The sequence below is a fragment of the Corynebacterium nasorum genome (genome assembly GCF_022347325.1).
GTDB classification, from domain to species: domain Bacteria; phylum Actinomycetota; class Actinomycetes; order Mycobacteriales; family Mycobacteriaceae; genus Corynebacterium; species Corynebacterium kefirresidentii.
Map to the genome: position 1 here is coordinate 39,774 of NZ_JAKRDU010000004.1, position 18,385 is coordinate 58,158.

Here is an 18,385-nt window from a genome sequence, read left to right on the forward strand (position 1 = left end):
TAGTAGGTTGGTAGGCATTATGAACGAAAACTCTCCTTTTAGTCCATCCCCGTCTACCGGCGGTGCACCCGCCCCCAGCCCCTTCGGTGGCTTCGGCGCACCGCGCGGGGCGAGCCCGCAACCCGAATCCTCTGATGCTTTGACCGAGGGCCTTAACCCACAGCAGCTTGAGGCCGTAACCCACTCTGGCAGCCCACTGCTCATTGTGGCCGGCGCCGGTTCCGGAAAAACCGCCGTGCTTACCCGGCGTATTGCTTATCTCATGCGCCACCGCGGGGTGAATCCGTGGGAGATCCTCGCCATTACCTTTACTAATAAGGCCGCCGCGGAAATGAAGGAGCGCGTGGGCGGGCTAGTGGGCCCTGTGGCCGAGCGCATGTGGGTATCTACCTTCCACTCCATCTGTGTGCGCATCCTGCGCCAAAACGCGCAGCTTGTGCCAGGCCTTAATAGCAATTTCACCATCTACGATGGCGATGATGCGCGCCGGCTTTTGTCCATGATTGCCAAGGACATGCAGCTGGATCTGAAAAAATACACCCCGCGCGTGCTTGCCAATCAGATTTCTAACCACAAAAACGAACTCATTGGTCCTGAATCTGCGCTGGAGAAGGCGCAGCAGACTAAGAACCCGTTTGAGACCACCGTGGCCCAGGTCTATGCCGAGTACCAGCGCCGCCTGCGCGCAGCTAATGCGGTGGACTTTGATGACCTCATCGGTGAGGTGGTGCGGATCTTCACCCAGCACCAGCAGGTGGTGGAGTTTTATCGGCGGCGCTTTAAGCACGTGCTTATCGACGAGTACCAGGACACTAACCACGCCCAGTATGCGCTGGTTGCCGCGCTCGTGGGCAGGGGAGAGCTCGGCCCTGACGCGCCCGAGCTGTGTGTGGTGGGCGATTCCGACCAGTCCATTTATGCCTTCCGTGGTGCGACCATCCGCAATATCCAGGAATTCGAGCGCGACTACCCGCAAGCACATACCATCTTGCTGGAGCAGAACTATCGCTCCACCCAGACCATTCTCAATGCGGCCAACGCCGTTATTGCTAAAAATGAGAACCGACGCGAGAAGAACCTGTGGACCGCCCATGGTGAGGGCGAGCAGATCGTGGGCTACGTTGCCGATAATGAGCACGATGAGGCACGGTTCATCGCCTCCGAGATTGATTCCTTGGCGGATAAGGGGCGCAGCTATTCCGATATTGCGGTCATGTACCGCACCAATAACGCCTCCCGCGCGCTGGAAGATATCTTCATCCGCTCCGGAATTCCCTACAAGGTGGTCGGTGGAACGCGCTTTTATGAGCGGCGCGAAATCCGCGATATGGTGGCCTACCTGCGCATCCTGGATAACCCGGACGATACAGTGAGCCTGCGCCGCATTATCAATGTGCCCAAGCGCGCCATTGGGGATAAAGCACAAGGGCACATTGCCCTCCATGCAGAAAACCACGGCCTTAGCTTTGGCAAGGCGCTTGCCGATGTCCCTCGTGGCGAAGTTCCTGGCCTAGCCACCCGGGCCATTAACGCGGTCACCAAATTCAACGAGATGATGGAGGGCATCCGCAATCAGATCCCGTCCATGCGCGATGAGGTTACTGGCCAGCCGGATTTGGGTGAGCTGCTCACCGCCATTTTGGATGCCACGGGATACAAGGCGGAATTGGAAAACTCCAACGACCCGCAAGATGGCGCTCGCCTCGACAACTTAAACGAGCTGGTATCGGTGGCACGCGAATTTACCTCAGAGGCCGCGAACCAGCTGGCTGCTTCGGGCGCGGATGCAGTGGATCCTTCCGAGTTAGTGGAGGAGGGTGAGGCCGCGCCGGGCTCGCTGCAGGCCTTTTTGGAAAAGGTGTCGCTGGTGGCTGATGCTGATCAAATTCCGGATTCTGAGACCGGCGTGGTCACTATGATGACTCTGCACACCGCAAAGGGCCTCGAGTTCCCCGTGGTCTTTTTGACCGGCTGGGAGGATGGCCAATTCCCGCATATGCGCTCTCTCGGTGACCCGAAGGAGTTGAGCGAGGAGCGCCGCTTAGCCTATGTGGGTATTACTCGTGCCCGTGAACAGTTGTATCTCACCCGTGCCATCTTGCGCTCGGCTTGGGGCAACCCGGTGACTAATCCTGCCAGCCGCTTCCTCGGCGAGGTCCCTGCAGACCTCATCAACTGGCAGCGCGAAGACTCCGATAGTTCCTTAACCGGTGCGTGGGGTGAGGACGATTACCAATATGGTCGTTCCTACGGCCGCGACTGGTCTGGGTGGGGCAGAGGTGGATCCCGCGGTAGCCAGCGCGCTGCGTCTTCCCCATCGCAACGCACTAGCAAGTCGGCGGCAACCTCAATGCCTAAGAACAATAACCTCAACCTGGCCGTGGGTGACCGTGTCAACCACGCTAAGTACGGGCTCGGTACCGTCATTGAGACGTCCGGCTCCGGTAAGCGTGCCACGGTCACCGTGGACTTTGGCTCTTCCGGTAAGGTCCGGCTGATGCTCATCGGCGGAGTGCCGATGGAAAAGCTCTAGACCGAAATGCCGCGCTCGTTGAACCAGGAGACTGGGTCAACGGGTGCTCCTCCACCTGGGTGAATCTCAAAGTGGAGGTGTGGGCCGGTGGAGTGTCCGTCGTTGCCAATGCCGGCGATTTCTTGGCCTGCGGTCACGTGGTCGCCCACATTTACCTTGAGCTGGTCTGCAGACATGTGGCCGTAGACGGAGATGGTGCCGTCATCGTGCTGGATGCGGATCCAGTTGCCAAAACCCTGTGCTGGCCCGGAGTTGATGACGGTGCCATCCATGACCGCGTGAATCGGGGTACCCACGGAGTTGGCCACATCGATGCCGTTGTGCATCGTGCCCCAACGCTGGCCGAAGCCAGAAGTAAGGGTGCCGGAGGTAGGAAAGACCACTGTATTGCCCGCGGAGTCCTTGCCGCGCTTCGTGGTGAGTCCGGAGTGATTTCCCTGGGGAGCGAATGCTTCTTTCAATCCCGGTACAGAACCCGGATCCAAGACTATATTTACTCCGCCGGATTCGTTTCCATCTACCTGCGGGGTAGCCTCGCCGTTGAGAACGCCTACGGTAGTGGTGGCCAAGCCAACGAGGGCGTCGACCACACCGGCGTTATCTACGTTCGTAGCGGTGGGCTCGGAAGAGCCGTCCGATACGTCCACGCTAGCCACTGGCTCTGCAGCAAAAGCGGTGGTGCCGGTAGCAAGTACGGTGCCGAGCGTAACGATGCTCAGCGCCACGTTCTTGCGTGCGCGGTTCATGCGCTTCATAGTTAAAGTCCTTTTCATGGCTGTGCATGGTCTTAGGACGCCCGCACCCTGGAGGAGGCGGCGTCTTTCAACTGCCAACCGCGACACGCCGAAAGCTGAAATGCTTGCGTCCGAAATCGCTCGTGGCAACGAGTTAAAAGTTAACCCGCCCGAACGGCCCGCGCAATCTTAAAAATCGCTGGTAGCGGCGGAAATAGTTCGAAATTATTCGAACATGCCAGCTTGTTGCGCGTGTTACGAATGTGGCTAGAGTGGCGTGTGTGAAGTGTTGGTTTAGGGTCTGGGGGTAGACTTTGGGGGTGGGTGTGCCGCTCTGGAAATGGCGTGTTGCGTTCAAGCCCAGTGATTAGCGTAAATGTGTATTTGCCTGCGACAAGGCTGCGTACTGGACTTGGCTGTGCGGCGCAATTTGTGTCTAGGGTCCGGTGGTGGAGCGCTTGTCTTGACGGGGCTTGCCTTTTGCTGGAGGCGCAATGGGAAGGCTGGGACGCATTTGAGTCGTCTTGGGGAAGGTTGGCTGCAGCCGCGGTGGTCGGGAGCCGGCGCTGGTGTCTTTAGGGGCAATTGTGGACATGAAAAAGCGCCGCAGGAAAGCCACTGCGGCGTTTAACAAGAAGGTGTTGGGGTGGGGGCCTTAGAGGTCGATGCCTCGCTCAGCCAGCCAAGGCTGCGGATCGATTGCCTCGCCACCGTTCGGGTGAACTTCGAAGTGGAGGTGGGAGCCGGTGGAAAAGCCCATCGAGCCCATGCCGGCGATCTTCTGGCCGGCATGCACGTGCTCGCCAACGGCCACGTCAAGAGTTTGCATGTGACCATAAACGGTCATGGTGCCGTCGTCGTGCATGATGCGGATCCACTGGCCAAAGCCGGAAGCTGGACCGGAGTCGATGACCGTACCATCCATGACGGCAAGGATTGGGGTGCCGGGAGAGTTGGCGATGTCGACGCCCTTGTGGAAGGTGCCCCAGCGCATAGCGAATGGGGATGTGAATGCGCCCTCGGCTGGGCGGGCTACGGACGGTGCGCGAGCGGCTTCGTCAGCGGCTGCGCGCTCCTCGGAAGCCTGGATGGCCTTGTTGAGCTGATCGGATAGATCTGCAACCGGCTTTGCTTCAGCTACATTGAGGATCTGCGGAGTGGTATCAACGGGGGCCTCAGCAGCGTCCTCAACCTGGGTGGAATCAGAAGCGAGCTCGAAGTCAACGGACTGCGTCTTGGTAGTGGCCGTGTCATCAGACTGGATGTTTGCAGCGGCTGCGCCACCTACGCCGGCGGTGGATACGGCACCTGCCGCGACCGTCATGACGGCGATGCGGCCCTTCGCGGTCTGCGAGGTGACAATCTTGCGATGGCGACCGGCGCCACGCTGAACTTTGCTTCGCATTAGGTCTTCTTTCGTCATTTTCACAATCTGCGCAATCTGAGTGTTACGTCCCCACCGATTTAGTTACGAGATTGTGACCTTCTTGTTACCAACGAGATGTAACAGTAGCGTCTCGAAAAGATAACAGCAACCCAAATTAAGAAATTTTTAGACGTTGCTCGAGGGAATTGCCCACGAGCAGGCAACATAATCCGAATGGCATATTATTATTGCGACCAAGATCCCACTCGGGCTGCGTGCGGGTCATATAAAACCGATGACTTTTCATTCATGTTACTGCAGCCAGAGTTAAAGGTGTGAAACCAGGGTAGATTTTATACTCCTAATATATATGTGTGGTCAAGGTGCAGGGGTGTCGCCGGTGATTTTATGGCTACCTCGTCGCGCCACCCCAGATCTGCTGCCGGAAAGTGGCAAAGTGGACGCCGATGAACAAAAACACCAGCCCCCATTCTCGGTCAACGCCCCGCCCGCGTAGCCAGGCGCGGGGCAGGACGGTGCGCACGGAGCGTACCCCACGCGCGCCCCATCCCAGCGGGGCCCGCCAGCCCTCTGGATCGGCGCAACGTGTCGCCCGAAAGGCCGGATCTAAAGCCAAAGCGCGCCGTACTCCCGCGCCGCTGACTAGGGCCGGCCGCATCCGACGCATGCTTATCACGGCGGCAGTGCCCAACGTGGTCATTGTCCTTATCATTATGGCCATTGCCCTCGGTGGTCTTATGCTGGCCGGCTCACCCATGGCGTGGTGGTACACCATCGTGGCGGAGTCATGGATGGTCTTTAACCTCGCGCCAGTCTCGGCGGCCGAAGTGCACATGTCTTTCTTGCCCGCGTTACCCGCGCTCATCTTGGCTGCGGTGGTGGCAGTCCGCGTGCGCAACGCGGTTAAGCACAAGGTCAGCGTCAAAGACTTGCTTATTCTTCTCTGCTGCGTCCTTGGCGTGCCAGTGGTATTTACCATCATCGCCTGGCTGATGCTGTGGGACGCGGGCAAGGTCTATGATGTCTCCCCGCCAAACCTGGCACAGGCGTTGCTGCGGGTTATCGTCCTACATCTTGCGGCCATGGCAGCCGGCATGGGCTCGCGCTTGTGGCGGGCATTGGCCAAGCGTTATGGGGTGCCGCGCCAGATTATCGACGCCACTCAGATCGCCCTTCGCTACCTCGGCTACCTAGCCATTGGTGCCGCCGTAGTCTTTGCGGTGGTTTTCTTCCTCAATATTTCTCGCCAGGGCGAGATGATGGATGAATATCCCACGGTCTCCGGTCTAGGTGTGGCCGGACTAGTGCTAGTGAGCCTGCTATACATTCCCAATGCCATCGTCAGCACCGCTGCGGTGGTGGTGGGCTCAGAGTTTTCCATCGGCGAAGGTTCGGTCAGCCTCTTTAGTGCCCACCTCGTGCCGCTGCCACCGTTGCCGATTACCGGTGGAATCCCGGCCTCCGCGCCTAGCTGGGCCGTAGTGCTTCTACTTGTCCCGCTCGGCGCCGCAATCTACGCCCTATATAAAAAGAGGCCAAGCTTCCAGGACGTACTAGTAGCCACGGTGGCCTCCGCGGTAGTCATGTTTATTGCCTGCTACCTTGTCAGCGGCGACCTTGGCTACTACGGCGCCGCCGGCCCGAATCTATGGACCGCCGCAGGCCTAACCGCCCTGTGGATGGCCGTTTTCGGCAGCGCCGTTGCCGCAGGTTTTGCCTTTGTGGCATGGCGCGCGGCGCGCACGGCACGTGTCACGGCCCCTGATACTCCCGATTCGGATGCCGCTGAAGACGACGCCCCTGAGGCCGCCGCTGAAACCGACGAGACCCCAGTTGAACCGGAGCGCGAGCCCATCACCGATCCGGAGATCGTTGACGCCGAAGTAGTTGAGGACGAGCCCGATGACTCCGCCCCTGACGCAGCCGCGGATGGGGAAGAAGGCACCCCAGCTGAGGATGCGGCGAAGCAGCAGGAGGAACCGGAGGAATCTGAGAAACACGAGGAATCGGACGAACCTGAGGACGCTGAGGAGGAGAAAAGGGGCGTCGCCAAGCCGGTTAGCCAACAGCTCAAGGACCAAACGGGGGAGAGCGAGCAGGCTTCCTCGAGCGAAAATTCCTCCGCGGAAGGGGAGAGAGACTAGGCTATAGCGCGTGACTTCACCGATGCCTCCGCGCTATACCGCTGACCCTGAACGCCTCCGAGTGGTGGTGCTCGTTTCTGGAACGGGATCACTGCTTCAAGCCATCGTGGATGCCCAAGCAGGGCACTACCAAGTGGTAAAGGTGGTGGCGGATAAGGAATGCCACGGTATTTCGCGCGCACAGGACCACGGGATCGATACCGAGGTCGTGGCGCTAGGTGCCGATCGCGCCGAATGGAATCAACGTCTGGTTGACGCAGTAGATGCTGCGCAGCCAGACGTTGTTGTTTCTGCGGGCTTTATGAAGATCCTGGGAAAGGAATTTCTTGACCGCTTCGAAGGCCGCACCATCAATACCCACCCGGCGCTGCTGCCAGCTTTCAAGGGAGCGCACGCCGTGCGCGACGCCCTAGACTATGGCGTGAAGATCACCGGCTCTACCGTCCATTTTGTGGATTCGGGAGTGGATACCGGACCCATCATCGCGCAGCGATCCGTAGCCATCATAGCGGACGATGATGAGTCCACTCTCCACGAGCGCATCAAACAAGTAGAGCGCGATCTCATCGTGGAGGTGCTGCGCGCAGCAGACGTCCACAATGAGGAACTTACTATTCAACTCGCAGACTAAGACTTTTCGAAAGGCTTAATCCTCCTCATGAGCGAAGACCGCAAGCAGGTAAAGCGCGCTCTTATCAGCGTGTACGACAAGACCGGGCTGGAGGATCTGGCCCGCGCCCTCGATAAGGCAGGCGTGGAAATCGTCTCCACCGGCTCCACCGCGAAGAAGATCGCGGACCTAGGTATCGAGGTCACTCCGGTAGAAAAGCTCACCGGCTTCCCAGAGTGCTTGGAAGGCCGCGTCAAGACGCTGCACCCGCGCGTACACGCCGGCATCCTGGCCGATACCCGCAAGGACGACCACCTCAACCAGCTCTCCGAGCTCAAGGTAGAACCTTTCCAGCTCGTCGTGGTCAACCTGTACCCCTTCCGCGAGACCGTGGCTTCGGGCACGGACTTCGATGGCTGTGTGGAACAGATTGATATCGGCGGCCCATCCATGGTGCGCGCGGCCGCCAAGAACCACCCGTCTGTTGCCGTTGTGGTAGATCCTTCCCGCTACGGTGAGGCCGTGGAGGCCGTCAAGAACGGTGGCTTCACCTTGGAGCAGCGCCGCGGCCTTGCCCGCGATGCTTTCCTGCACACCGCGGATTATGATGCGGCCGTCTCCGCGTGGTTCGTAGATCAGCTCAGCGAGGAGGGGCAAACCACCCCGCTGCGCTACGGCGAGAACTCTCACCAGGCGGCCACCGTTACCCGCATCGGCTCCAAAGGCCTTGCTAATGCCACTCAGTTCAATGGCAAGGAGATGAGCTACAACAACTACCAGGATGCGGATGCCGCCTGGCGCGCCGCGTGGGACCACGAGCGCCCCTGCGTTGCAATTATTAAGCACACCAATCCTTGTGGCATTGCCGTTTCTGAAGAGTCCATCGCCGCCGCCCACCGCGCGGCGCATGCCTGTGACCCGATGTCCGCCTTCGGCGGCGTCATCGCCGTCAACCGCGAGGTCACCGTAGAGATGGCCGAGCAGGTCAAGGAAATCTTTACCGAGGTCATCGTCGCTCCTTCCTATGAGGACGGGGCTATCGAGGTCCTCAAGGCCAAGAAGAACCTGCGCGTGCTGCAAGCAGAACACGAGAACCAGCACGAAGAGCGCAAGTACATCTCTGGCGGTGTGCTCACCCAGGAACCAGACACCTACCAGGCCGAGGGCGATGACCCAGCAAACTGGACCCTGGCCGCAGGTGATGCTCTCAACGAGTCCGATATGGCCGAGCTCGAGTTCGCATGGCGCGCCGTGCGCGCGGTGAAATCCAATGCGATCTTGCTGGCTAAGGACAATGCCACCGTGGGCGTGGGCATGGGCCAGGTCAACCGCGTTGACTCTGCCAAGCTCGCCGTCGAGCGCGCCAATACCCTGGCGGATGGCGCCAACCGCACCGAGGGCTCTTTCGCTGCTTCCGATGCCTTCTTCCCATTCGCCGATGGCTTGCAGGTGCTTCTCGACGCCGGCGTGAAGGCCGTAGTCCAGCCTGGCGGCTCCATCCGTGACGAGGAAGTCATTGCAGCGGCCAAGGAAGCAGGCGTTACGCTGTACCTGACTGGCACCCGCCACTTCGCGCACTAGCCTAAGCTAGTTTTCATGACGTTCCCTATCCGCCGGGCCTGGGGCCCGGCAGCTGCCCTCATCGCCTGCGCACTCTCCTTGGGCGCGTGCGCAGGCGCTGAGGATGCGGCGGATAATTCCCCTACTTTTGTCAATACCGAGGCACGCGGCACAGCCGATCCCCTCTACGGGGAGACCACGGCTGCAACATCTGCGGCCTCATCCACAGCCCCTGCTGCCGAGCGCGCCCCGTCCGACTCCACGGAACCTCCGGCCGCAGCCCCTGCCGATGACGTTCAAGCCGTACTTGATCGCATTGTGGCGCAGCATGGAAATGTGGGCATTGCGGTCTCCGATGGCACCTCTACCGTCGAGGCTGGGCGCACCGCTCCCGAAGCCGCGTGGTCAACCTCCAAGGTGCCCGTGCTTATTGCGGCGCATCGTACGGGTGTTGCCGATAGCCAGCTGGTGTCCTCTGCAATTACTTACTCCGATAACGAGGCCGCCAAGGCCGCGTGGGCAGCATTAGGGGAGCCGACCGTGGCCGCACACGCCGCCCAAAGCGTTATTGCGGAGGCAGGCGATACCGCCACCCAAGTCCAATCCCAGGTCACCCGCCCGGAATTTACTGCCGTTGGTCAAACCATGTGGAGCGTGGGCAACCAGGCTAAGTTTATGGCTGGGTTGCGCTGCGTGGACGGAGCTCAGCCGACAATCGACGCCATGGGAGTCGCCGATCCCGCACAAAACTATGGCCTACGCACCCAGCCGGGCGCCTTGATGAAGGGCGGCTGGGGACCGAACCCTGCCGGTTCCTACGATGTGCGCCAGATGGGTATCGTCCGGTTGGGCGGGCATGACGTCGCCGTAGCATAAATTGCCTCGTCCCCTGATGGGCAGTACGCCTCCGCTCAGGCGGTTCTTACATCCGTTGCCGAAGACCTCGCTCAAGCCGATACGCAGTGGCCCAGCCCCGCCTGCTAGGCCTGTCATAAGGAAGGAAAACTCATGAATTCTCGCTCTCGCCTCCGCCCGCTTATCGCCGCGGGGTTCGTCCCACTCGTGGCCGCCAGCCTCGCGCTCAGCGGCTGCAGCAACGCCAAGGATGAAGCTGCCCCTAGCTTTAAAGGCCAGGGTAGTGGAATGACCACGGTCGACAACGCCGATAAAGAAGAGAAGAGTGGCGAGGAAACCACGGCTGCGCAAGAGACCGCAACGAAAGATGAGGAAACCCCCGAGGAGCCACCGGTAGTTACGGTCACGCAGACAGAAAAGCAGGAGTTACCTTCCTCTTCCGGCGGGGGTCAGAAGAGTGGTGTGGGTAACTACATTTCCAACTTCAACGAGTACGGATGGCTGGATGGCGGCTACGCCGACTGTCAGCGCTTTGAGCGTGCCTTATTCGCCGGCTCTGGTCCCGACGGCAGGGTCATCATTTGTGAAACCGGCGGTGGAGTCAAATTCTATCGCTCGTCGATGTTTGACGGACAGTTCCAAACGAGCGACGTTACCCAAGACGGGAATAACTACTACGTCAATGCGGATCCCTCGATTATCGTGGTGACCCCGAGTGGCGTCAGCGTGCGCGAAGGAGGCGGATTGGCCGCCACGGGAGAGTTCACGGAGTCGTGGCAGCGCTGATGAGGGGTTAGCGCGACTTCTTCTTGCGGTCGGCCGCTGCGGCGGCGGCTGCGGAGATGGAGTCGTTGCGATTCTTCAATAGCTCGAGGGTAGTTTCCTCGGCGTTATCGGGAACGGAGGCGCCGAGGACGGCTAAGGCGGCGTCGGCAAGCATAGCGGCCGTCTTCGGCACCGATTGGGAAGCGTCGAACGGCGGGGTGCCGTTATTGGGCCGCATTTCGATGACGGATAGCGCAATGTGGAAGGGAAGCTCCACGCGGGGATCCTCCTCGCCCACAATGGCGGCGGCGGTAGAGCGGAAATGATTCTGCAGGCGGTCGCGCGATTCGTGGTATTCGGAAAACTCCGGAGAATTAGCCACCGGCAGCTGATATAGGCGTCCCACGTTCCAGCCGCTGGTGAGCAGTAGACGTGATTCCGCGGCGACCAAAGACCACAGGCGTTGAGCCGGATCGGCATCAGTGCAGGCCAACTCATCGGCCAACTCCAAGGATGGTTCGATGGTGGAATTGAGCAGCGTAAGGAAAATCTCCGTCTTGGACGGGAAATGGTAATACAGCGAGGCCTGGCGGATGCCAACCGCATCTGCAATCTGGTGCGTGGATGTAGTAGCAAACCCTTGAGTAGTGAAAAGCTCGGAGGAGGCGTCCAAGATCTCCTCTCGGGCGCTGTTTCCCCTGCGCCGCGGGCTGTGTTTACGCGGCCTACCGACAGTGCCTGCCATGCGGTGGGACGCCTCCTTTCACAAGAAGAAATTGCTTTTAATTACCAACTGTACAATCTTATGCCCGACTAGGTACTGCTTCCGAATCCGCACCTTAGGGACTATTTATATTCTTCTGTCTGCTGGGTAATGGACTCAAATACGGCCGAGACAATACGGCATGCCGAGCCATAAGCAGTGCGGTCCAACGGCGGAAGATCTCGCAGCGTGGCTGGACGGTCGCTGACGCGCTCGTACCAACGGCGCAACTCTAATGCATAGCCGGTACGCCACGCTAGATCCAAAGACTCTGCGTCGGTGGCGGTGAGGACAGCGCGCTCAACGCCAATCGCCAGGCGATCTACCGTCGGGCGAGGCCCCGGCGCCGCCCAGCGAGCGATAGCTGCAATGGGGGAGAGCAGTGTCGCCTTGATGTCCACAGCAGCATCTCGGTCCGGCAGGCCGTCCACCATTTTCAGAGTAGGCGGGCGCTTGGTCAAAGCTTCTTCCAGGAGTGCTTGTTCTCCGCCGTTTCCCAAGGGAAGGCCGGCATCGACGCGCGCGGCAATCGAATCGGCGGCCTCGTGAGCCTGGAGGCCGACATCAGAAAAGACTTCCTGGAGATCGGAATCCTGGCCAATCCACTCCACGGGCATAGATGGCAGCTGGTCGCCCCGAGCGGCAGCACCGGTAAGGCGTACCGGTGAGTTGACCCCAGGGGAGCGAACGATATCTACCAACAAGTGGGAATACCAGTGAGCCAATTCAACCTCATTGTCTTGGTGAGCGACCGCATTGCGCAAGATATCTTGGGCCTCTGCGAGCAGCCCGCGGGCTGTAGCGCGGGACTGGCAGTGCGGGGCAAGCTTGGAGAGATCGAGTAGGGATTGGTGTAGGGCCATTGCTCACTGCCTTTCACTAGTGCGAAGCCGGTGCTTCCCCCAGCGGTTGCGGGGCGCACGAATGCTATAAATCTAACACCTTGGCTGCGTGGGCTGAATATGTGGGTCTAAAGGCGGAGTAAGAGGGAGAAAACGACTTTCGCCGCCTGCCCTCGAGGAGGGAGGCGGCGAAAGCTTATGGATCTTTTACCGTGTCACACTTGCCAGCGGCAAAAGTGCGCTGTTGATACCCAGCTACTGTTTAGCGGGTGGTGAACGGCAGGAGAGCCATTTCGCGTGCGTTCTTGACTGCGGTAGCAACCTGACGCTGCTGCTGCGGGGTCAGACCGGTGACGCGACGGGAACGGATCTTGTGACGATCCGAGATGAACAGACGCAGAGTCTTGGTGTCCTTGTAGTCCACCTTCTCGATGCCCTCAGCCTTCAAAGGGTTCTTCTTCGGGCGACGGCTCTGCTCCATACGGAACTTCTTTTGGTTATTGCGCTTATTAGCCATTGTGCAATTACCCCTTTACCAGCTGGACTTACGAACGCCCGGCAGCTCACCACGGTGAGCCATGCCGCGCATACGGACACGGGACAGGCCGAACTTGCGGAGGTAACCGCGTGGGCGGCCATCGGCAGCGTCACGGTTACGTACGCGGGCTGGGGAAGCGTCACGAGGCTGGCGGTTCAGCTCGAACTGAGCCTCCAAGCGCTCCTCATCCGGGGTGTTCGGGTTCTTGATGATCTTCTTGAGCTCAGCGCGACGCTCCGCATAGCGGGCGACGATTTCCTTGCGCTGCTCGTTCTTAGCGATCTTGGACTTTTTAGCCATTGATTATCGCTCCTCGCGGAATTCGACGTGCTTGCGGGCAATCGGATCGAACTTCTTCAGGGTGATGCGATCCGGGTTGTTGCGCTTGTTCTTACGGGTCACGTAGGTGTAACCGGTGCCCGCAGTGGACTTCAGCTTAATGATTGGGCGGATATCGTTACGTGCCATACTTAAATCTTCTCCCCACGTGCGCGAATCTTAGCCACAACGGACTCGATGCCATCGCGGTCGATGATCTTCATGCCCTTGGTGGAAACATTCAGGGTGATGGTACGGCCCTCAGAGGGCAGGTAGTAGCGACGACGCTGCACGTTGGGGTTCCAACGGCGCGAAGTGCGGCGGTGCGAGTGCGAGACCTGCTTGCCGAATTCCGGCTTGCGGCCCGTTACCTGGCAAATAGCCGACATGGGTCTTCTTTCTCCTAGCCGCCCACATCATGGCTATGGACAATGAAACGCCGACTGCCGAGTGAGGGTGGCAGTGCTCAAAAGTGAGGTGTGAGCGGGTGCGGCGCCATCGTCGAACGCCAGTAGACGGGGCGTAAAACGTATATTTTGACAACAGCAAGGGAAAATCTTACAGCCTTGGGCGCGAATTACCTAATCGCTACCTTGCTGTGGTTAGTGGGGCTGTTAGTGGTTGTGGGGGGGCATTTGGCTGTGGTGTGCCGCCATGCGTAATACAAGAAACTGGTGTGAAGTGAGTGGTCGGAGCGGGGAGGGGATTTCGCATCTGGGGTAGTTGACTGTAGGATAATTCAGGTTGTTGACCCGTGCCGCACGGCACGCGGTTAGCAGAGTGAAATTTGTACGTCCCAACTCGGGCACGATCCGCTCCATAAGTGGGTGGAACCGACCCGTAGTCCAACCCTGAGGGAATATATATGAAGAAAGATATTCACCCGGATTACCACCCGGTAGTCTTCCGTGATGCTGGTACCGGTCACTCCTTTTTGACTAAGTCCACCGCTTCCTCCGACCGCACCGTGGAGTGGGAAGATGGCAACGAGTACCCACTGATCGTTGTTGACGTTACCGCTGAGTCCCACCCGTTCTGGACTGGTGCACAGCGCGTTATGGATACCGCCGGCCGCGTCGAGCGCTTCAACCAGCGCTTCGGTGGCATGGCTCGCCGCAAGAAGAAGAACGCGTAAGGAGGAGAATAGAAAATGGCAACTCCTAAGTTTAAGAAGTCCCGTGCGAACACTCACGCACGTCGTTCCCAGTGGAAGGCTGACAACGTGGCCCTCCAGGAAGTCACCATCGACGGTCAGACCGTCCGCATCCCGCGCCGCTTGGTCAAGGCTGCCAAGCTGGGCCTGGTTGACGTAGAGCAGTTCTAAGCTCGTTTCGCACTTTCCCCGTTCGCTCTCTGTAGGAGGGTTGAGCGGGGATTTTTGCTATCTTAAGCATGTTTCGACCTTATTTGGGGGGCTATGGGGGTAAATATTCTCCATAACTTCATGAAGTTGCCTTTCATCAGTAATAATTAGGATCATGAAAATCCTTGTGGTGGATGATGAACAACCCGTCCGTGAATCGCTACGCCGTTCCCTACGTTTCAACGGCTACGATGTGCTGACTGCTAACGACGGCTTAGAGGCAGTAGAGACGGTGCGCTCTGAGAATCCAGAATTGCTGATTCTGGACGTCATGATGCCAAACATGGATGGACTTGAGGTGTGCCGCACCCTGCGTAGCGAAGGCTGGGACCGTCCGATTCTCGTGCTGACTGCCCGCGATGGCGTATCGGACCGCGTAGCTGGTCTCGATGCTGGCGCCGATGATTACTTGCCAAAGCCATTCGCACTGGAAGAACTCTTGGCGCGCGTGCGTTCCCTGGTTCGCCGCGCTTCCGCAGATTCCATCGCTGCTGAGGCTCCGGTGGAGAGCAAGCTTAGCTTCGAAGACCTAGAACTCGATGCCGATACCCGTGAGGTAAGCCGCGGCGGCCGCGCAATTTCTTTGACGCGTACCGAATTTTCCCTACTGCAGCTCCTTATGGAAAATCCCCGCAAGGTGCTTTCTCGTAGCAAGATTCTGGAGGAGGTATGGGGCTATGATTTCCCTACCTCTGGCAATGCGCTCGAGGTCTATATTGGCTACCTGCGTAAGAAGACGGAGGGAGACGGCGACTCGCGTCTTATCCACACTGTCCGTGGCGTTGGTTATGTCTTGAGGGAGTCTCATCCGTGATCTTAAGGAAGCCCGCTTCCCCTGCAGTGGCTTCCGGGAAAGCACAGCCCACACCTCTTACTGAGTTCTCTGAAAGTCAAGGGAGCTGGGCTTCACGGGCGCCACTGCGGTGGCGCCTTGCTACTGTTACTGGCCTTGTGGTGGCCGTAGCCGTTGCCTTAATGACCTTGGCAACGTACTGGGTAGTATCTATGTCCCTGACTGCCTCCGTAGATGACCGCTTGGAGGCCAAAGCGGATGCCTTGTTGCGCAAGAGCCAGGACCCGCGGTTTATCGACAACGTGGATCAGGGAATTGAAGAATTTAAGTCCTATAACCCTGATACGCGCGTTTCCTTATCGCCGCCCTCAACGAGCTTGTCCTATGGCGATACTATTCCCCTCGGTGGAGACTTCCATCGGACGGAAGACTATACAGATACCTCCGTGCGTACGGTCGGCGGCGAGCGTATTCTGGCCAAACGCCACGATCTAGGCTCTACCGTTATCGTTGCGCAATCTCTGGCTCCGACCCAAGAATTCATCGCCATCCTCGGCACGGTTTTGCTGATTATTGTTGCGCTTGGCATTTTGCTCGCCATCTTTGCTGGTCTCATCGTGTCCAAAACCGGCATGCAACCCATTGCGCGCTTGAAACGCGCAGTGGATTACGTGACGCAGACCAATGATCTGCGCCCTATTGAAGTATCCAATAATGATGAGATGGCTCAGCTGACCACATCCTTTAACCAGATGCTGGAAGCTTTGCAAGAATCTCGGTCGCAGCAGGCCCAGTTCGTCGCCGATGCCGGGCACGAGCTGAAGACGCCGTTGACCTCAATGCGTACCAATATTGAGCTTTTGATGATGCTTAATCGCGCCGGTGGCGGCTTTGGCATGAGCGATGAGGACCGCAAGGACCTTGAAGATGACGTCATGTCCCAGATGAACGAACTCTCCACCTTGATTGGTGACCTCGTTGACTTGGCACGCGAGGATGGCAACGAACGAGAACCGGAACCGGTGGACCTGTGCGAGGTCATGATGTCTTCCTTAGAGCGTGCCCGTCGCCGCCGCCCAGACGTGGAATTTCTGGTGCGCTTTATCCCGTGGGAGCTGGATGGTGACCCCTTCGCATTGGGCCGCGCTACGTTGAATCTGATGGACAATGCGGCTAAGTGGTCGCCGGCTACTGGCACGGTACGCGTGTCCATGGAACAGCTATCTTCCCACGAGGTGCGCCTGCGCTTTGATGACTCCGGTCCGGGCATTGCGCCGGAGGAGCGGGAGAAGGTTTTCGAGCGCTTCTACCGTTCGGTAGAGGCGCGTTCTATGCCTGGCTCTGGTTTGGGCCTGGCTATCGTGAAATCGGTGATTGAGCGCCACGACGGTACCATTAAGATCCGTGAGTCCAATGATGGTGGCACGCGCATGGAAGTAGTCCTGCCGGGCAAGCCCGTGTCCGGAGAAATCTTTGTCGATGGTTTGGCAGAGCCGCATGAGGGGCAGCCGGGAGGCAATGAAGATCCCACCGATCGCGGTGAAATCTTTGCTCAACGCTGGTTTAACCAAGGGTAGGCTGCGGCCCTTTATACTGGTAATCGCGTACAGCTACCTTTCAGGAATTCCTAGTAGGTTGGCAGATCAGTAACAGTCTTGACTAAGCGAAGTGAGGCATAGTTTTCTCATGAACATGAGGAATGACGATTACCGCGGCCTTGATGGTTCCTTCCCGGAGGGAACGTCCCAAGAAGGGCCGGGTAAGGCCGAGCCGGTACACGGTGGTCCGAATTTTGGAGACACCGGGCAGTCAAACGCAAACGCTGGCACCGCCGGCCCCTATAGCAGCGACGCCGGCGCGCAGGAATATGGGACTGGCTCGTATTCACAAGGCTGGAACCAGCCGCGCGGCGGTGCAGAAGGAGCTGATCCCAGCGCGCTAGGTTCACAGGCGCCGTACCCGCAGGGCCCGCAGACCCAAAACTTTAATACTCAGGGTCAGGAAGGTCCGATGGTCACCCCGCTGCCCCCGCAACCGGAACAAAAGAAAAAGATTGGCCTCGGCGCCGCAACTGCCTTGGCTGCCGTAGCCGCAATCGCCGCGGGTTCAATCGCTGGAGCCGTGGTCGGTATGAATTCTGGGGGAGGCAACAACGATACGTCAGTGGTCAATGAGGCGCTCAAGGCCCAGCCGGCCAATAACAGCACCGGCAAAGAACCAGAAAAGGGCTCCGTTGAAGAGGTAGCCTCCAAGGTTTTGCCGGCGGTGGTTTCTATCCAGACGATGACCCGGACGGGCGGGGCAGAAGGCTCCGGTTCCGTTATCTCCCCGGACGGCTACGTGTTGACTAATCACCACGTTGTCGCAGGTGCCGAGCACGGCGGCATGATGCAGGTGACCATGAACGACGGCAGCAAGCATGACGCTGACGTGGTGGCTTCCGATGCGAATACTGACGTTGCCATTGTGAAGATAAAGGATGTCAAAGACCTGCCGTTCTTGCAGTTCGGTGATTCTGATTCCGTCGCCGTGGGGCAAGAGGTTGTGGCCGTGGGCTCTCCTCTGGGCCTTAATGCGACCGTGACTTCCGGTATCGTTTCTGCCAAAAACCGCCCGGTGCGCGCCTCTCAAGAAGGCGGCGAGTCTTCCTTGATTGACGCCATTCAGACTGATGCCGCGGTCAACCCGGGCAACTCCGGCGGTCCACTGGTGGACCGGGACGGAAATATCGTGGGCATGAACTCCATGATTGCTTCGCTGTCCAGTAATTCCACCGGGGAGGGCGGATCCATCGGACTGGGCTTTGCCATCCCGTCGAACTTTGCCAAGCGCATGGCCGACGAGCTCATTAATGATGGTAAGGTCACTCACCCGACCCTAGGCGTGAAGGTGCTGGCGCGTGACGACGGCAATGGTGCCCGTATCGCCGGGGTTGAGCCAGGTGGCCCAGCAGATAAGGCGGGCCTGAAGGAAGGTGACATCGTCACCCGCGTCAATGATCGCTTGATTGAAAACGCCGATGCTTTGATTGCGGCGGCGCGGTCGCAAGATTTTGGCGCGACAGTGACCTTGGAGGTTACCCGCGAAGACTCGGATGAGTCTCGTCAGGTAGAGGTAACCCTCTCAGGCGAGTAAATTACTGTGCAAGACCTCATTAGGTGCTGAATGCACCGTACCTCA

General features: G+C 58.9%; 19 protein-coding genes. 11 read left to right on the forward strand and 8 right to left on the reverse strand.

All coding sequences use genetic code 11. The features are described 5' to 3' along the window. Positions 1 to 19 precede the first annotated feature (19 nt). Positions 20 to 2,533, forward strand: a complete 2,514-nt coding sequence (gene pcrA, locus MHK05_RS04915; protein WP_239205211.1) for a DNA helicase PcrA — start codon at positions 20 to 22, stop codon at positions 2,531 to 2,533. Here the strand turns inward: pcrA and MHK05_RS04920 are convergent. Both MHK05_RS04920 and MHK05_RS04925 read right to left on the reverse strand, forming a co-directional pair. Continuing rightward, on the reverse strand, positions 2,530 to 3,288 hold the full coding sequence (locus MHK05_RS04920) for a M23 family metallopeptidase (RefSeq protein ID WP_239205213.1): 759 nt from the start codon (positions 3,286 to 3,288) through the stop codon (positions 2,530 to 2,532). The two genes, pcrA and MHK05_RS04920, sit on opposite strands and share 4 nt — an antisense overlap. A gap of 634 nt (positions 3,289 to 3,922) precedes the next feature. Next, positions 3,923 to 4,672, reverse strand: a complete 750-nt coding sequence (locus MHK05_RS04925; RefSeq protein WP_239205215.1) for a M23 family metallopeptidase — start codon at positions 4,670 to 4,672, stop codon at positions 3,923 to 3,925. A 647-nt stretch (positions 4,673 to 5,319) separates the two neighbouring features. Between MHK05_RS04925 and MHK05_RS04930 the strand changes: the two genes are divergently transcribed. The 5 genes from MHK05_RS04930 (at position 5,320) to MHK05_RS04950 (ending at position 10,609) form a co-directional block, all read left to right on the forward strand. Continuing rightward, positions 5,320 to 6,798: a cell division protein PerM gene (locus MHK05_RS04930; RefSeq protein ID WP_239205217.1), complete on the forward strand. Its 1,479-nt coding sequence runs from the start codon at positions 5,320 to 5,322 to the stop codon at positions 6,796 to 6,798. 22 nt (positions 6,799 to 6,820) lie between these two features. After that, positions 6,821 to 7,429, forward strand: a complete 609-nt coding sequence (gene purN / locus MHK05_RS04935) for a phosphoribosylglycinamide formyltransferase (protein WP_239205380.1) — start codon at positions 6,821 to 6,823, stop codon at positions 7,427 to 7,429. 27 nt (positions 7,430 to 7,456) lie between these two features. Next, positions 7,457 to 8,989: a bifunctional phosphoribosylaminoimidazolecarboxamide formyltransferase/IMP cyclohydrolase gene (purH, locus tag MHK05_RS04940; RefSeq protein WP_239205219.1), complete on the forward strand. Its 1,533-nt coding sequence runs from the start codon at positions 7,457 to 7,459 to the stop codon at positions 8,987 to 8,989. Between the two features lie 15 nt (positions 8,990 to 9,004). Then, positions 9,005 to 9,844, forward strand: coding sequence for a hypothetical protein (locus MHK05_RS04945; protein ID WP_239205221.1), 840 nt, complete (start codon positions 9,005 to 9,007; stop codon positions 9,842 to 9,844). Positions 9,845 to 9,976: 132 nt separating this feature from the next. Then, entirely contained in the window at positions 9,977 to 10,609 is a 633-nt protein-coding gene (locus MHK05_RS04950) for a hypothetical protein (protein WP_239205223.1), read from the forward strand. Positions 10,610 to 10,616: 7 nt separating this feature from the next. Here MHK05_RS04950 and MHK05_RS04955 read toward each other — a convergent pair whose 3' ends face one another. The 6 genes from MHK05_RS04955 to rpmB all read right to left on the reverse strand — a co-directional run bounded on the left by MHK05_RS04955 (position 10,617) and on the right by rpmB (position 13,438). Beyond that, entirely contained in the window at positions 10,617 to 11,333 is a 717-nt protein-coding gene (locus MHK05_RS04955; RefSeq protein WP_239205225.1) for a TetR/AcrR family transcriptional regulator, read from the reverse strand. 101 nt (positions 11,334 to 11,434) lie between these two features. Then, positions 11,435 to 12,214 carry a putative nucleotidyltransferase substrate binding domain-containing protein gene (locus tag MHK05_RS04960; RefSeq protein ID WP_239205227.1) on the reverse strand — a complete coding sequence of 260 codons (780 nt, stop codon included), beginning with the start codon at positions 12,212 to 12,214 and terminating at the stop codon, positions 11,435 to 11,437. Between the two features lie 241 nt (positions 12,215 to 12,455). Next, positions 12,456 to 12,710 (reverse strand): 30S ribosomal protein S18, encoded by a 255-nt coding sequence (rpsR, locus tag MHK05_RS04965; protein ID WP_005279904.1) that lies wholly within the window; start codon positions 12,708 to 12,710, stop codon positions 12,456 to 12,458. Between the two features lie 15 nt (positions 12,711 to 12,725). Next, complete coding sequence (gene rpsN / locus MHK05_RS04970; RefSeq protein ID WP_005279906.1) at positions 12,726 to 13,031, reverse strand: 30S ribosomal protein S14; 306 nt, start codon at positions 13,029 to 13,031, stop codon at positions 12,726 to 12,728. A gap of 3 nt (positions 13,032 to 13,034) precedes the next feature. Next, positions 13,035 to 13,199, reverse strand: a complete 165-nt coding sequence (rpmG, locus tag MHK05_RS04975; RefSeq protein WP_005279910.1) for a 50S ribosomal protein L33 — start codon at positions 13,197 to 13,199, stop codon at positions 13,035 to 13,037. A 2-nt stretch (positions 13,200 to 13,201) separates the two neighbouring features. Further along, positions 13,202 to 13,438 carry a 50S ribosomal protein L28 gene (gene rpmB / locus MHK05_RS04980; protein ID WP_005279911.1) on the reverse strand — a complete coding sequence of 79 codons (237 nt, stop codon included), beginning with the start codon at positions 13,436 to 13,438 and terminating at the stop codon, positions 13,202 to 13,204. Between the two features lie 476 nt (positions 13,439 to 13,914). Here rpmB and MHK05_RS04985 point away from each other — a divergent pair, with 476 nt between their 5' ends. The 5 genes from MHK05_RS04985 (at position 13,915) to MHK05_RS05005 (ending at position 18,340) form a co-directional block, all read left to right on the forward strand. After that, the gene (locus MHK05_RS04985) at positions 13,915 to 14,184 is read left to right on the forward strand and encodes a type B 50S ribosomal protein L31 (protein WP_005323793.1); all 270 of its coding nucleotides are present in this window, start codon (positions 13,915 to 13,917) and stop codon (positions 14,182 to 14,184) included. A gap of 15 nt (positions 14,185 to 14,199) precedes the next feature. Continuing rightward, complete coding sequence (gene rpmF, locus MHK05_RS04990) at positions 14,200 to 14,373, forward strand: 50S ribosomal protein L32 (RefSeq protein ID WP_005279913.1); 174 nt, start codon at positions 14,200 to 14,202, stop codon at positions 14,371 to 14,373. Positions 14,374 to 14,527: 154 nt separating this feature from the next. After that, a complete protein-coding gene (locus MHK05_RS04995) occupies positions 14,528 to 15,226 on the forward strand; it encodes a response regulator transcription factor (RefSeq protein WP_239205229.1) in 699 nt (232 codons plus the stop codon). 161 nt (positions 15,227 to 15,387) lie between these two features. Then, the gene (locus MHK05_RS05000; protein ID WP_239205231.1) at positions 15,388 to 16,782 is read left to right on the forward strand and encodes a HAMP domain-containing sensor histidine kinase; all 1,395 of its coding nucleotides are present in this window, start codon (positions 15,388 to 15,390) and stop codon (positions 16,780 to 16,782) included. A 109-nt stretch (positions 16,783 to 16,891) separates the two neighbouring features. After that, entirely contained in the window at positions 16,892 to 18,340 is a 1,449-nt protein-coding gene (locus tag MHK05_RS05005; RefSeq protein ID WP_239205233.1) for a S1C family serine protease, read from the forward strand. Positions 18,341 to 18,385: the final 45 nt, after the last annotated feature.